This is a genomic window from Streptomyces sp. NPDC001002, assembly GCF_053599215.1.
Genome location: NZ_JBSFLV010000003.1, coordinates 166,544 through 181,026, shown reverse-complemented (window position 1 = coordinate 181,026; position 14,483 = coordinate 166,544). Strand labels below are relative to the sequence as shown.

General features: G+C 71.2%; 11 protein-coding genes. 7 read left to right on the top strand and 4 right to left on the bottom strand.

Going from position 1 to position 14,483, the window contains the following annotated elements:
* Positions 1-91: 91 nt before the first annotated feature.
* A complete protein-coding gene (gene serC, locus ACWDR3_RS03230; RefSeq protein ID WP_450350353.1) occupies positions 92-1,210 on the bottom strand; it encodes a phosphoserine transaminase in 1,119 nt (372 codons plus the stop codon).
* Between the two features lie 121 nt (positions 1,211-1,331).
* On the opposite strand from serC, the gene ACWDR3_RS03225 reads away from it, so the two are divergent.
* The gene (locus ACWDR3_RS03225; protein WP_450350351.1) at positions 1,332-4,274 is read left to right on the top strand and encodes an FAD-binding and (Fe-S)-binding domain-containing protein; all 2,943 of its coding nucleotides are present in this window, start codon (positions 1,332-1,334) and stop codon (positions 4,272-4,274) included.
* A 38-nt stretch (positions 4,275-4,312) separates the two neighbouring features.
* Here ACWDR3_RS03225 and ACWDR3_RS03220 read toward each other — a convergent pair whose 3' ends face one another.
* Complete coding sequence (locus tag ACWDR3_RS03220) at positions 4,313-5,530, bottom strand: sensor histidine kinase (protein WP_450350349.1); 1,218 nt, start codon at positions 5,528-5,530, stop codon at positions 4,313-4,315.
* Between the two features lie 421 nt (positions 5,531-5,951).
* Between ACWDR3_RS03220 and ACWDR3_RS03215 the strand changes: the two genes are divergently transcribed.
* The 6 genes from ACWDR3_RS03215 (at position 5,952) to ACWDR3_RS03190 (ending at position 13,248) form a co-directional block, all read left to right on the top strand.
* Positions 5,952-8,171, top strand: a complete 2,220-nt coding sequence (locus tag ACWDR3_RS03215; RefSeq protein WP_450350347.1) for an MMPL family transporter — start codon at positions 5,952-5,954, stop codon at positions 8,169-8,171.
* A 22-nt stretch (positions 8,172-8,193) separates the two neighbouring features.
* Entirely contained in the window at positions 8,194-8,499 is a 306-nt protein-coding gene (locus ACWDR3_RS03210; RefSeq protein WP_450350346.1) for a PASTA domain-containing protein, read from the top strand.
* A gap of 90 nt (positions 8,500-8,589) precedes the next feature.
* Positions 8,590-9,720, top strand: coding sequence for a lipid II:glycine glycyltransferase FemX (locus tag ACWDR3_RS03205; protein ID WP_450350345.1), 1,131 nt, complete (start codon positions 8,590-8,592; stop codon positions 9,718-9,720).
* 211 nt (positions 9,721-9,931) lie between these two features.
* Positions 9,932-10,063, top strand: coding sequence for a hypothetical protein (locus ACWDR3_RS03200; protein ID WP_019057298.1), 132 nt, complete (start codon positions 9,932-9,934; stop codon positions 10,061-10,063).
* A 119-nt stretch (positions 10,064-10,182) separates the two neighbouring features.
* Entirely contained in the window at positions 10,183-12,177 is a 1,995-nt protein-coding gene (locus ACWDR3_RS03195; RefSeq protein ID WP_450350343.1) for an ABC transporter ATP-binding protein, read from the top strand.
* A 135-nt stretch (positions 12,178-12,312) separates the two neighbouring features.
* Complete coding sequence (locus ACWDR3_RS03190) at positions 12,313-13,248, top strand: EamA family transporter (RefSeq protein WP_450350341.1); 936 nt, start codon at positions 12,313-12,315, stop codon at positions 13,246-13,248.
* A 27-nt stretch (positions 13,249-13,275) separates the two neighbouring features.
* Here the strand turns inward: ACWDR3_RS03190 and ACWDR3_RS03185 are convergent, their stop codons facing one another.
* Both ACWDR3_RS03185 and ACWDR3_RS03180 read right to left on the bottom strand, forming a co-directional pair.
* On the bottom strand, positions 13,276-14,019 hold the full coding sequence (locus ACWDR3_RS03185) for a class I SAM-dependent DNA methyltransferase (protein ID WP_450350340.1): 744 nt from the start codon (positions 14,017-14,019) through the stop codon (positions 13,276-13,278).
* 63 nt (positions 14,020-14,082) lie between these two features.
* On the bottom strand, positions 14,083-14,448 hold the full coding sequence (locus ACWDR3_RS03180; RefSeq protein WP_450350339.1) for a VOC family protein: 366 nt from the start codon (positions 14,446-14,448) through the stop codon (positions 14,083-14,085).
* Positions 14,449-14,483 lie beyond the last annotated feature (35 nt).

Sequence of the window (14,483 nt, the reverse complement as noted above, 5' to 3'; positions counted from 1 at the left end):
CGTGCGGGCGGGGTCGTACCGAATAGGCGGAGGCGATGGTGCGGCCCGCGGTTCAACCGCGGGGCGCCTCTTGTTGTCTCGTTCGGAGTGGCTACAGCTTCTCGATGACGTAGTCGACGCACTTCGTCAGTGCCTCGACGTCCGCCGGGTCGATCGCCGGGAACGTCGCCACGCGCAGCTGGTTGCGGCCGAGCTTGCGGTACGGCTCGGTGTCGACGACGCCGTTCGCGCGCAGCACCTTGGCGACCGCGGCCGCGTCGATCTCGTCGGCGAAGTCGATGGTGCCGATGACCTGCGAGCGTTTGGTGGCGTCCGTGACGAACGGGGTCGCGTACTTGGACTCCTCCGCCCAGCTGTACAGGCGGGTCGAGGAGTCCTTCGTGCGGGACGTCGACCAGGCCAGGCCGCCCTGGCCGTTGATCCACTTCAGCTGCTCGTTGAGGAGGAACAGCGTGGCGAGGGCGGGGGTGTTGTACGTCTGGTTCTTGCGGGAGTTGTCGATCGCCGTCGGGAGCGAGAAGAACTCCGGGACGTGGCGGCCGGACGCGTGGATGCGCTCCGCGCGCTCGATCGCGGCCGGCGAGAATACGCCGATCCACAGGCCGCCGTCGGAGGCGAAGGACTTCTGCGGGGCGAAGTAGTAGACGTCCGTCTCGGTCACGTCCACCGGCAGACCGCCCGCGCCGGACGTGGCGTCGACCAGGACCAGCGCGCCCTCGTCGGCTCCCGCGACCCGCTTGATCGGGGCCGCGACACCCGTCGAGGTCTCGTTGTGCGTGAAGGCGTAGACGTCCACGCCCGCTTCGGCGGCCGGCTCGGGGTGCGTGCCCGGGTCGCTCGCGACGACCGTCGGCTCGGCCAGCCACGGCGCCAGCTTGGCCGCCTTGGCGAACTTCGAGCTGAACTCGCCGAAGGTCAGGTGCTGCGACTTGTTCTCGATCAGACCGTGCGTCGCCACGTCCCAGAACGCCGTGGAGCCGCCGTTGCCGAGGACGACCTCGTAGCCCTCGGGGAGGGAGAACAGGTCGGAGATGCCCGCGCGCACCTCGCCGACGAGGTTCTTCACCGGAGCCTGCCGGTGGGAGGTGCCGAGGAGTGACGTACCGGTGGCGGCCAGGGCGTCCAGCGCCTCCGTCCGCACCTTGGAGGGACCCGCGCCGAAACGTCCGTCCGCGGGCTTGATGTCAGAGGGGATCTCGATCTCAGCCACGAGAAGGAGGTTAGCCGCTGGAGGAAACCTGGGTGAAACCTCGTCCGTCGGGTGAGACGCGGTGACACGTGGTGAGAAGCGGCGGGGGTGCGTACGACGGCGGCTTTGGTTTGCTGGACGCATGACGGATCTCCAGGGAGCGCTTCGCAAGGTCGTCCGGGGCGAGGTGCGTTTCGACGTCACCGCCCGTGCGCTGAACACCATGGACGCGTCCAACTACCGCCGGGTCCCGCTGGGGGTGGTCGCGCCGCGGGACGCGGATGACGTGGCCGCCGTACTTGAGGTGTGCCGGGAGAGTGGGGTGCCCGTCGTCGCCCGCGGTGGAGGCACCTCCATCGCCGGGCAGGCCACCGGCACCGGAGTCGTACTGGATTTCACCCGTCACATGAACCGCATGTTGACGCTCGACCCCGAGGCCCGGACCGCCGTCGTCCAACCCGGACTCGTCCTCGACCGCCTTCAGGAGGCCGCCGCCCCGCACGGGCTGCGCTTCGGGCCCGATCCGTCCACGCACAGCCGGTGCACGCTCGGCGGGATGATCGGCAACAATTCCTGCGGCTCGCACAGCGTGGCGTGGGGGACGACCGCCGACAGCGTGCGCGAGCTGGACGTCGTCACCGCGGGTGGGGAGCGACTGCGGCTCGGGCAGGAGTGGGCCGGGGCACCGGAGGGCCTACGGGCGCTGGTGGAGGGGGAGTTGGCGCGGTTGCGGACCGGGTTTCCGGAGCTGCCCCGCCGTATCTCCGGGTACGCGCTGGACGCGTTGCTGCCGGAGAAGGGCGCCGATGTCGCCCGTTCCTACTGCGGGAGCGAGGGCACGCTCGGGATCCTCACGGAGGCGGTCGTACGGCTCGTGGAGGCGCCACGCGCGCGTGCGTTGGCGGTGTTGGGATACGCCGATGAGGGCGCCGCCGCCGAGGCCGCGGCCGGGCTGTTGCCCCACCACCCCCTGACGGTCGAGGGGATGGCCGCCGATCTGGTGCCCCCGGGGGCGAGCGGATTGCCGCGCGGCGGGGCCTGGTTGTTCGTGGAGACGGGCGGGGAGTCGGCGGGGGAGGCACGCGCGCGTGCGGAGGAGATCGTGCGGGCCGCCGATGTCGTCGACGCGCTCGTCGTCACCGACGCCGGCGGGCAGCGGGCGCTGTGGCGGATCCGGGAGGACGCCAGCGGTACGGCGACCCGGATGCCGGACGGCAGCGAGGCGTGGCCGGGATGGGAGGACTGCGCGGTGCCGCCGGCGCGACTCGGCGCGTATCTCCGGGACTTCCGGGGGCTGTTGACCTCGCACGGGCTGCGCGGAACGCCGTACGGACACTTCGGGGACGGCTGCATCCACGTCCGGATCGACTTCGACCTGCTGACGGAGGCGGGCATCGCACGCTTCCGGCGCTTCTCGGAGGAGCTCGCCGAAGTCGTCGTCGCGCACGGCGGATCGCTCTCCGGGGAGCACGGGGACGGCCAGGCCCGGGCCGAACTGCTGCCCAGGATGTACGGCGAGGATATGGTCGACCTTTTCGCGCGTGTGAAGGGCGTCTGGGACCCCGACGACCTCCTCAACCCCGGCATGCTGGTCCGCCCGGCTCCCCTCGACGCCAACCTCCGCTTCGCCGTCCTGCCCCGCGAACCGGTCGACGTCGCCTTCGGCTACCCGCAGGACGGCGGCGACTTCTCGGCGGCGGTCCGCCGCTGTGTGGGGGTCGCGAAGTGCCGTACGACGTCGGTGACCGGGTCCGCCGTCATGTGCCCGTCCTTCCGGGCCACCGGCGACGAGACGCACTCCACGCGTGGGCGTGCCCGGTTGCTGCACGAGATGCTCGCCGGTGAGGTGGTGACGGACGGCTGGCGGTCCGAGGAGGTGCGGGACGCGCTCGATCTGTGTCTGTCCTGCAAGGGGTGCCGCTCCGACTGCCCGGTCGAGGTCGACATGGCCACGTACAAGGCGGAGTTCCTGCACCACCACTACGCCGGTCGGCGCCGTCCGGCCGCCCACTACAGCATGGGGTGGCTGCCGGTCTGGCTGCGCTGGGTGGACCGTACGCGCACCGCGCCGGTCGTCAACGCCCTCGCTTCCGTACGGCCGTTGGCGTGGACTGCGAAGCGGCTGGGCGGGATCGCGCCGGAGCGGGGGATCCCGCGGGTGGCGAGGGAGACGTTCAGCCGGTGGCTGCGGCGGCGGTTCAGGAAACGGGTGCGGACGTGGCGGGACGAGGTGCGGGCGGGCGGTCGGCCCGGCGTCCCCCGGACGATGGCCGTCCTGTGGCCCGACACCTTCACGGAACACCTCTCGCCGGAGGTCGGGCGGGCGGCCGTACGGGTGTTGGAGGCGGCGGGAGTCCTCGTCACGGAGCCGCCGACGCGACCGTTGCGCGTGCACCGGTCCGCCGACGGCGAGATGCGGGGCATCAGCGTGCCCTCGCCGCTCGGGCGCCGCCGGAGCCGGGTCTGCTGCGGACTGACGTACCTCTCGACGGGTCAACTCGACCGCGCCCGCGAGGTGTTGCGGCAGACCCTGGACCTGATGGAGCCCTTCCTGCTCCCGGAGGTGGACGGGGCGGAGCCGACGCCGGTCGTCGTCCTGGAACCCAGCTGCGCCGCCGCCCTCCGCACCGACCTCCCCGAACTGCTCCACGACGACCCGCGCGCCGCCCGCCTCGCCGCCCGGGTCCTCACCTTCGCCGAGGCCCTCGAACGCCTCGCCCCCGACTGGACCCCGCCCCGCCTCGACCGCCCGGTCACCGGCCAGACCCACTGCCACCAGCACGCGGTCCTGGGCGACGCGGCCGACCGCCGGGTGCGCGCCGCGGCGGGCCTGACCGGTGAACTGAGCGGCGGGTGCTGCGGGTTGGCGGGCAACTTCGGCTTCGAGGCCGGCCACTACGAGGTGTCCGTGGCCTGCGCGGAGGACCAACTGCTGCCTGCGGTACGGGAGTCCGGGGCCGACGCGGTGGTCCTGGCGGACGGCTTCTCGTGCCGTACGCAGTTGGAGCAGGTGGGTGGGGTGCGGGGGCGGCATCTGGCGGAGGTGTTGGCGGAGGGGCTGGAGGGGGAGGGGGAGGGGGAGTGAGGTGACCTCGGTGTGCGGACCCGGGCGGGCGGCCTTGGTCACATCGCGGGACCGGCGTCCGTGACGACGCGGGGCAGGCTAGCCCGTACCTCCCACTGGCCGGAGCCCGCGCCACCGGCCCAGAACGTGCCGTCGAGGGCCTCGACGCGTTCGCGCAGACCGATCAGGCCGAAACCGCCGCGGCCGCCCGCCGGATGGTCCGCCGAGTGGCCCGCCGGGTGGAGGCGCGCGCTGTTGGTCACCGTCACCCGCAACCACTCCGGGTCGGCGTCCAGACGTACGGTGACCCGTTCGCCGGGCGCATGCCGCATCACATTGGTGAGGGCCTCCCTGACCACCCGCAGCACGGTCGACTCGACCTCCGGGCTGAACCGGCTCGTACGGGCCGCGGCGCTCGCCTCCAGCCGGGCCGCCGGGGCGTCGGACGGCCTGTTCCGGCCGAACTCGCCGACGAGATCCCCGAGTTCGGCGAGGAGGTCGCCCGGCCGCAGCGCCTGATGGCCCTCCTCGCGCAGCACGCGTACCAGCCGCCGCATCGACTCCAGGGTCTCGGTGCCGGACCGGGCGATGGCGTCCAGGGCCGGTTCCACCTTCTCGGGCGCGCTCCTGTGGACGGTCCTGGCCGCGTTGGCCTGCACGATGATGCCTGTCATGTGGTGGGCGATCAGGTCGTGCAGGTCCCGGGCCAGCGCCAGCCGCTCGGCCTGCCGCACGTCCTGCACCGCGCGCTGCCGGCGGGCCTCGGTCGCGCGGACCACACAGCCCATGGCGATGCCCAGCGAGAGCATGATCGTGGCCACGTAGCTGCCCGCGACGAAGCCGTCCAGCGTCCGGGTGCGCAGTGTCTGCATCTCCATGGCGACGGCCAGGGCGGCGACGGTCCACATCATGGGCCGGACGGGATGGATCTGGGCGATCGCCCGGATGATCAGGCACAGCAGCGCGAAGTCCTCCAGGTAGCCGATGTCCGTCCCGCTCACCGGCGCGAACAGGCATACGACGCTGACCGTGAAGGACAGGGCCGACACCCCCAGGGCCCGGGCCGGGAGGGACATCGGGTAGCGGGCGTCGGGCACCGCGAGCGCGGCCAGCGGACCCGTGACGAACACCGGCAGCCACGTGGTGGGCGCGATCGGCGGCTCGGTCACGAACACCAGCACCAGGATGTCGGCCGCCCACAGCAGTCCCAGGGAGACCACCGCGGCGGCGGAGATGACCCGCCGGATACCGGTCGAAAACGGAAACTTCCAGTCCACGCGGCCAGCCTAAGGAGCGGGACCGCTCCCGTGGTGTCGGCCGGATGGCCGACACGGCCCGCCCCAGTACGTCCCCAGGTCTGACGCCCGGCCGCCGCGGCCCGCCGCAGCATGGTTGACGGGCACGGGCGTTCCCCCGGCGCCGGTGCCCCACCCCGACCGTCGACGACGACGGACCGCGTCCGGACCCCTTCGCCGGGCCGGGTGCGCGGGGTGGTCCAGGGGTGTGTGCCGCGGCCTGTGGGGACGGTGCCCGGCACCTCGGCGGGGTCCCGGGTGAGCGGCCCGGACCCCGCCCCCCTTCCCGTCCTCGTACCGCTTCCCGTCCTTCTCCTGTTCCTCGCGTTCCCCTCCTGTTCTCCCGTTCCCTTCCTGTTCTCCCGTCCTCCTCTCGTTCTTGACGTACGGAGTTGTCTTTCTCATGGCTACATTTCTGCACCGGCTCGGGCGCGGCGCGTTCCGGCGCCGCTGGCTGACCCTGCTGCTCTGGGCGGTCGTACTGGGCATCGCGGGCGCCGCGGCGGCGGGAGCCAGTGGCGGGGGCGGCGACTCGAACGTCACCCTGCCCGGCATCGAGGCGCAGAAGGCGTACGACGTGCTCGACGAGAAGTTCCCCGCGGCCAACGCCGACGGGGCGAGCGCCCGGGTCGTGGTGCGGGCGCCCGACGGGCAGAAGCTGGCCGACAGCGGTCCGCGGGCCGAGGTCGGCTCGCTGCTGCGCGAGCTGAAGGAGTCCTCGCCGCGCGTCGCGTCGGTCGCGGATCCGTTCGTGGCCAAGACCATCAGCGCGGACGGTACGACCGGCTACGCGCAGGTCACCTACAAGGCCAAGGCCGCCGATCTGACCGACGCCGACCACAACCGTCTCGACGACGCCCTCGACACCGCGCGCGGGGAGGGTCTGACCGTCGAGGCGTCCGGCAGCGCGCTGGCGCCCGCCGAGGAGGCCGCTTCCTCCGAGGCGATCGGGTTCGTGCTCGCCGCGCTGATCCTGGTGATCACCTTCGGCTCGTTCATCGCGGCCGGTCTGCCGCTGCTGACCGCGGTGGTCGGCGTCGGCCTCACCATGGGCGCGCTCACCGCGCTCACCGCCGCGCTCGACCTGAACAGCAGCACGTCGGCGCTGGCGACCATGCTGGGGATCGCGGTGGGCATCGACTACGCCCTGTTCATCGTCTCCCGCTACCGCTCCGAACGTGCCGCGGGGCACGATGCCCGCGAGGCCGCGGCCCGGGCGAACGGCACCGCCGGTTCCGCGGTGGTCTTCGCCGGGGTGACCGTCGTCATCGCGCTGGCCGGCCTGGCCGTGGTGAACCTGCCCATCCTCACGGCCATGGGCTTGGCGGGCGCCGGTGCGGTCGTCGTCGCGGTCCTGGTCGCCATCACGCTGGTCCCGGCGCTGCTGGCCTTCGCGCCGGAACGGGTCCTGGGGCGTGGTTCGAGCCGGAAGCCCGCCCGTACGAAGGGCACTGCCCCGAGGCCGCCGGCGGCGGAGCGCTGGGCGGTCTTCGTCCTGCGCCGCCCCTGGAAGGTCCTGGTCCTCGCGGTCCTCGGCCTCGGTGTGATCGCGCTGCCCGCGACCCGGCTCGAACTGGGCCTGCCCGACGACAGCTCCAAGCCCACCTCCACCACCGAGCGCAAGGCCTACGACCTGCTCGCCGAGTCGTTCGGTCCCGGGTTCAACGGCCCGCTGATGCTCGTCGTCAGCGGCGGCGATCCGGCGGTCACGAAGACCGCGGTCGGTCAACTCGACGGCAAGGTCAAGGACTTGAGGGACGTCGCCGCCGTCACTCCGGCGACCTACAACCCCGCCGGTGACACCGCGATGGTCACGGTCGTCCCCAAGAGCTCTCCGTCGAGCGAGGCGACCAAGGACCTCGTCCAGACCATCCGCGACCAGGCCGAGGACGTGCGGACCGCCACCGGCGCGCAGGCCCTGGTCAGTGGCACCACCGCGATGAACATCGACGTCGCCGCGAAGTTCTCGGCCGCGATCGTGCCGTACCTGGCGCTGGTGGTCGGTCTGGCCTTCCTGGTCCTGATCCTCGTCTTCCGTTCGATCCTGGTGCCGCTCAAGGCGGCGCTCGGCTTCCTGCTGTCCGTCCTGGCCTCGCTCGGCGTGGTGGTCGCGGTCTTCCAATGGGGCTGGTTCAAGGACCTGTTCGGCCTGCAGACCACCGGTCCGGTCATGAGCCTCATGCCGATCCTCATGGTCGGCATCGTCTTCGGCCTCGCCATGGACTACCAGGTCTTCCTCGTCACCAGGATCCGGGAGGCGTACGTCCACGGCGCCGATTCGCGCACCGCGATCACCGAGGGCTTCCGGCACAGCGGCAAGGTCGTCATCGCGGCCGCGCTGATCATGACGGGTGTCTTCGGCGGCTTCGTCGGCGGCGCCGACGCCATGATCAAGTCGCTCGGCCTGGGACTGGCGGTGGCGGTGATCTTCGACGCGTTCGTGGTCCGCATGACCATCGTGCCCGCGGTCCTCGCCCTGCTCGGCCAGCGGGCCTGGTCGCTGCCCGCCTGGCTGGACCGGCGCCTGCCGCACGTCGACATCGAGGGCGAGAAGCTCGACACCCCGCCCTCGTCTTCCCCCGAACCCACCCCCAGGGACGCCGACTTCACCCCGACCCACTGAGCCCGCACGTCAGGAGTGAGCCATGCGCAGAGGCAGCGCGGTGCTCGCCGTCGCGATCGTCGTCGCACTGGTGGCCCTGTCGAACCACAACAGGACCAACCGCGCAACCCTGCCCGACCTCCGCGGCCTCACCCTGTCCGACGCCCAGGCCCGGGCCCGCGCGGAAGGCTTCCACCGCATCGAGTCCCAGGACGCCACCCACGAGGACCGCACCCCATTCCTCACGAACAACTGGAGGGTGTGCTCCCAACTCCCGGGTCCTGGCACGCATGCGGTCACGACGCTGGTGGCGGTGACGGTGGTCAGGAGGGGGGAGCGGTGCCCTTGAGGGCGGAGCCGGGTCCCTGAGAGCGGCGAACCGCGTCCCGGAGACAGCCTCGTAGGCTGACGGACTCCGTCACCGTAAGGAGTCCCGCCCGTGACCGCCCTCCACCTCCGGCCCATCACCCCCGAAGAACACCTCGCCTTCGTCGCGACCCTCCCCGCCGCCAGTCACATGCAACTCCCCTCCTGGGGCGAGGTGAAGCCGGACTGGCGGGCGGAGAGTCTGGGGTGGTTCGAGGAGGGTGGTCGGCTGGTGGGGGCGGGGCTGGTGCTGTACCGGCCGTTGCCGAGGGTGAAGCGGTATCTCGCGTATCTGCCCGAGGGGCCGTTGATCGACTGGGCCGCGCCCGATCTCGTCGAGCGGTGGCTGACGCCGATGCTCGCGTACCTGAAGGGGCAGGGCGCCTTCTCGGTGAAGATGGGCCCGCCCGTCGTCGTACGCCGCTGGAGCGCGGACGCGGTGAAGGCGGCGATCGCCGACCCGGACGCCCACCGGCTGCGGGACGCCGAGCCGACCTCGTACGAACCGGGGGCCGCCGAGATCGGCGAACGGCTGCGCGGCTCGGGGTGGCGGCAGGCCGAACCGGGCGGTGAGGACGGCTTCGCCGCCGGGCAGCCACGGTACGTGTTCCAAGTGCCGTTCGCCGGGCGGTCGTTGGAGGACATCCGGCGCGGCCTCAACCAGCAGTGGCGGCGCAATATCAAGAAGGCCGAGAAGGCGGGCGTGACGGTCGTCCGGGGTGGCTACGAGGATCTGCCTGCCTTCTACGAGCTGTACGCCGAGACCGCCGGGCGGGACCGGTTCATCCCGCGCCCGCTGCCCTACTTCCAGCGCATGTGGACCGCCCTCACCACCGAGGACCCCGACCGGATGCGCCTCTACCTCGCCCACCACGACGGCGACGTACTCGCCGCGGCCACGATGCTGACCGTCGGCGACCACGTCTGGTACTCCTACGGCGCCTCCACCGCACGCAAGCGCGAGGTCCAGCCCAACAACGCCATGCAGTGGCGCATGATGACCGACGCCCATGAACTCGGCGCCTCCGTATACGACTTCAGGGGCATCACCGACACTCTGGAGGAGTCCAACCACCTGCTGGGGCTGCTGCGGTTCAAGGCGGGCGCGGGCGGCGAGGCGATCGAGTACCTCGGGGAGTGGGACTTCCCGCTGAGCCGGGTGCTGCACAAGGCGCTGGAGCTCTACATGGCCCGCCGATCATAAGGCTCCTCTCAGGTTCATAAGGGGATTCTCAGGTCCGGCGCCCGCTCTCAGGGAATGCCAAGGTTTTCACAGGGGTTGTTTGCCGTTCGGTCGCTGACTTTGCCGGTCCTTGGGTGTGGAGGCGTGTAGGTTCCTGGGTGTCGGGAATTCCCCGGGCGGTAACACGCTCGACTTTGACGCAATAACCACTGCACAACCCTAGGAGTCCGGAATGAGCCTCAAGAAGCTCGCCCCGCTGCCCCCGAAGCCCAAGTCGAAGCAGCTCCCGCCCCCGCCCCCGAAGCCGCGGAAGAAGCACCAGCCGAAGCCGCTGCCGAAGCCGCTGCCCGGCCAGGACAGCTGATCCGGCGGTAGGAGGAGGGCCGACCCACGCAGTCGGCCCTCTTTTCTTTCCTGAATTCGAACCGGATCGAATAATTGATTCCGGTGCTCGGGAGCGATGGAAAGCGGAGGGAATGTGAAATGGGCGAGGAAGCATCCGACCTCGAATATGAGGACGATGAAAGCTATGAAACTCCCACCATTCCCGCCCGTACCGCCTTCCGTCGCTTCTGGCCGCTGACCCGCGGTCTGCGACGCTGGCTGGTCCTCGTCTGGGTCTGCACGGTGCTCGCCGCACTCGCCGAGACCGAGGCGATCCTGCTCTTCGGTGACCTCACCGACCGCGCCCTGGCGAAGGGGTCGCTGAGCGCGTTCTGGAGCCCGGCCGTCAAATGGCTGGGCGCGGCGATCGTCGGCGCGGTCGTCGCGTACGCCGGCAACTCCCTCGCCGCCTGGGCGACCGAACGCTTCGTGATGCGGCTGCGCGAGCATGTCTTCGACCACGTACAGCAGTTGCCCCCGCACTTCTTCCAACGGCACCGCCAGGGCGACCTGTTGTCCCGTCTGACGAGCGACGTCGAGGCGATCGAGACACTCGTGGTGTCCGGCGTCGTCGGCACCGCCTCCGCGCTCTTCTCCGCGATCTTCTACGCCGCCGCCGCGTTCTGGCTGCGCTGGGACCTGGCCGCCGCCACCTTCGTGCTCGCGCCGCTGTTCTGGCTGGCGGCCCGCCGTTTCTCCGGCTCCATCAAGGACGTCTCCCGCGAGGGCCGGGTCGCGGACGGCGCGATCACCTCCGTGGTCGAGGAGTCCCTCGGCAACATCGTGCTGACCCAGGCCTACGACCGCCGGGACGCGGAGCGCCGACGGCTGCACGAGGAGGCGACCGCCTGGTTCCGCGCCTCGGTCCGCTCGACGCGCCTGAACGAGGCGTACGAGCAACTCGTCGCCGTCATCGAGACGGTGTGCGTCCTCGCGGTGATCGGCATCGGCGCCTGGGAGATCTCCACCGGCCGCATGACGCTGGGCCAACTCCTCGCCTTCGCCGCCTTCTTGGGCTACCTCTACCCGCCCGTGCGCGGCCTGGCCCAGCTCGGCCTCACGATCACCGCGGCGACGGCGGGCGCGGAACGCCTCATCGAGATCCTCGACGTACGCCCCTCCGTCGCCGACCCCCGGCGCGGCGCGGACGTCGGCCGCCCCGACGGCACGGTCGAGGTGACGGGCGTCTCCTTCACCTACCCCGGCGCCGACAGCACCGCCCTCTCGGACCTCTCCTTCACCGTCAACCAGGGCGAGTTGGTCATCGTCACGGGCCCGAGCGGCGCCGGCAAGTCCACGGTGTCCAAGCTCCTGCTCCGCTTCTACGACCCCGATGCCGGCGACATCCGCCTGGACGGCGTCCCCCTGCGCGAGTTCCCGCTCGCCCGCCTCCGCGAATACGTCACCCTGCTCCCGCAGGAGACCCTCGTCCTGCATGACACCGTCCGCGCGAACATCGCCTGCGGCCGGCCCGGCGCCAGCGAGCAGGCGATCGAGGACGCGGCGCGGGCGGCCGACGCGCACGACTTCATCGTCAAGCTCCCCGCCGGCTACGACACCAGGATCGACCCGGGCACCGCCCGCCTCTCCGGCGGCCAGCTCCAACGCCTCGCCATCGCCCGCGCGATCCTGCGCGACGCCCCGGTCCTGGTCCTCGACGAACCGACCACCGGCCTCGACGCGATCGCCGCCCGCCGGGTGGTGAAGCCCCTGCGCCGCCTGATGGCCGGCCGCACCACCATCATGATCACCCACGACCTCAACCTCGCCCCCGACGCCGACCGCATCCTGGTCGTCGACGGCGGCCGGATCGTGGAGACGGGCCGCCACGAGGAGCTGCTCGCGTGGGGCGGGGCGTACTCCCGTCTCCACCGTTCGCAGAACAACGCGGTGATGGACACAGGGGAGTTGAGGCTGCCGCTGTTCGCGCAGGAGCCGGTGCCCGTGCCAGTGCAGGCTGCCTACGGTGCCTACGGGTATGACGGGTACGCCGACTATGGAGTACCCGTGGGATACGAGTACGGGACGGTCCCGACCACCCTCTCCGACGGCCGCCCTCTATTCCGCGACGAGGTGCCCTGGCCCGGCATCTGATCATGAGGGCCGCGTCCAGCATTCAGGACAGTTCCATAATGGGTTTTCACGCCTGACGAGGTCCACTACCCTGGACTCGACAGTGCACCATGATGGACGTACCCCGAACTGCCGAGCCGAGCCCCAGGACCGCCCGTGACCACCCCCAGCACAGCCACCACCTCTTCCGCGCCCGCATCAGTGTCCGGCGAAGCGACCGCGCACCGCCGTGGCTCCCTCGGCCCCGTGGGCCTGGTGCTGGCGGGCGGTGTCTCCGTGCAGTTCGGGGCCGCGCTCGCGGTGAATCTGATGCCGAGGGCGGGCGCGCTCGGTGTAGTGACCCTGCGCCTGCTCGCGGCGGCCGTCGTCCTCCTCGTGATCTGCCGCCCCCGCCTGCGCGGCCACTCCCGCACCGACTGGGGCACGGTGATCGTCTTCGGCGTCACCATGGGCGCGATGAACGGCCTCTTCTACCAGGCCGCGGCCCGCATCCCGCTGGGCGCGGCGGTCACCCTCGAAGTCCTGGGCCCCCTGGCGCTGTCCGTCTTCGCCTCCCGCCGGGCGATCAACTTCGTCTGGGCCGGGCTGGCCCTGGCCGGCGTCTTCCTGCTGGGCGGCGGAGGCTTCGGCGACCTCGACCTGGCCGGAGTCGCCTTCGCGCTGGGCGCGGGCGCGATGTGGGCGACGTACATCATCTTCAGCGCACGGACGGGCCGACGGTTCCCGCAGGCGGACGGATTGGCGCTGGCCATGGGGGTGGCGGCGCTGCTGATGCTGCCGCTCGGGGTCGCGGAATCGGGGGCAAAACTCCTGGACCCGGTGACGATCGCGCTCGGCTCGGCGGTGGCGATCATGTCCTCGGTCCTCCCCTACACCCTCGAACTCCTCGCCCTCCGCCGCCTCCCCGCCTCCACCTTCGCCATCCTCATGAGCCTCGAACCGGCCCTCGCGGCCACGGCGGGATTCCTCATCCTGAACCAGGCGCTGTCCGCGGTGCAGGCGGCCGCGATCGCGCTGGTGGTGGTGGCGAGCATGGGGGCGGTGCGGACGCAGGTGGGGCGGCGGGGGAAGGTGCCGCTGCCGGTGGAGTAGGCCGCCCTCGGCGGGAGCCCGCCGGAATCAATCGGCGACCTTCTCCCACACCGACACATGCCGCCGGCTCTCACTCGTGAACGGCGTCCGCGCCCAGTCCTCCCACCGGTCCCGCAACCGCATCCCGGCCAGCCGGGCCATCAGATCCAACTCGGCGGGCCACACGTACCGGAACGGGACGGACAAGTAGGAGGCGCGCCCGTCCCCGTCGATCCTGACGTGGTGCGAACTCATCGCCTGGGTGCCGACGTCGTACGTGTCGAACCCGAGCCGGCGCTCGCCCACATGGAACGGCACCGTGTCCTGCCCGGGCGGCAGCCGCCGCAGATCGGGAACCATCACCTCTACGACGAAGCAGCCGCCCGGCACCAGATGCTCGGCGGCGTTGCGGAAGCAGTCCACCTGGGCGTCCTGGGTCGTCAGGTTCATGAGCGTGTTGAACACGAGGTAGGCGACCGCGAATTCGCCGTCCACGGTACTGGTCGCGAAGTCCCCGATCGTCACCCCGATCTCCGCGCCCCCGGGCTTCTCCCGCAGCCGCGCCACCATCGCCCGGGACAGATCGATCCCGTGCACCTCGACACCCCGCCGCGCCAACGGCAACGCGATACGGCCGGTCCCGACCCCGAACTCCAAGGCCCGCCCGCCCCCGGCCAGCCCCACCAGCACATCCACGGCCGGCTCCACCGTGTCCGCCTCGAACATCTCCGCCGACGACTCGTCGTACGCCGCCGCCACGGACTCCCCGAAGTAACCGTCGTCATAGACCATCGGGGGACGGTACTGCGGGGCAAGGCGGGGATGCGCGCGAATTTCGCGGCAGGGCCTGGCCGTTCAGCCCCGCGGTGCGACGCGGATACGGTTCCCGTCAGGATCGGCGGCGAGGAAGGTCAGCCCGAACCCCGCGTCATGCGGCTCGCGCAGGATCGTGACCCCCTTCGAATTCCACTGCTCGAAGATCGTGTTGAGCTCGTCGGGTCCACCGCCGATGGCCAGACACACCTCACTGGTGCGCGGGACGTCCGGTGACAGATCCTCGAACTGGCCGGACCACAGACCGAGGTCGGCGCCTGGCCCGAGGGCGAAGGTGATGTATCCCGACGTCTCGAACGAGGGGCTCATGCCGAGGAGTTCGCCGTAGAAGCGGGCTGCGGCGGGAGCGTCGTTCACGTAGACGATGGACACGACGGATCTGGTCATGGTTGTTCCTTCTCGCAGGTCGGAGGTATGCAGCC

Bases quoted from the DNA above. Each gene is read 5' to 3' on its own strand.
- ACWDR3_RS03200 (WP_019057298.1), top strand. From the start codon at position 9,932: ATGAGCCTCAAGAAGCTCGCCCCGCTGCCCCCGAAGCCCAAGTCGAAG.
- ACWDR3_RS03225 (WP_450350351.1), top strand. From the start codon at position 1,332: ATGACGGATCTCCAGGGAGCGCTTCGCAAGGTCGTCCGGGGCGAGGTG.
- ACWDR3_RS03210 (WP_450350346.1), top strand. From the start codon at position 8,194: ATGCGCAGAGGCAGCGCGGTGCTCGCCGTCGCGATCGTCGTCGCACTG.
- ACWDR3_RS03180 (WP_450350339.1), bottom strand. From the start codon at position 14,448: ATGACCAGATCCGTCGTGTCCATCGTCTACGTGAACGACGCTCCCGCC.
- ACWDR3_RS03195 (WP_450350343.1), top strand. From the start codon at position 10,183: ATGGGCGAGGAAGCATCCGACCTCGAATATGAGGACGATGAAAGCTAT.
- ACWDR3_RS03215 (WP_450350347.1), top strand. From the start codon at position 5,952: ATGGCTACATTTCTGCACCGGCTCGGGCGCGGCGCGTTCCGGCGCCGC.
- ACWDR3_RS03185 (WP_450350340.1), bottom strand. From the start codon at position 14,019: ATGGTCTATGACGACGGTTACTTCGGGGAGTCCGTGGCGGCGGCGTAC.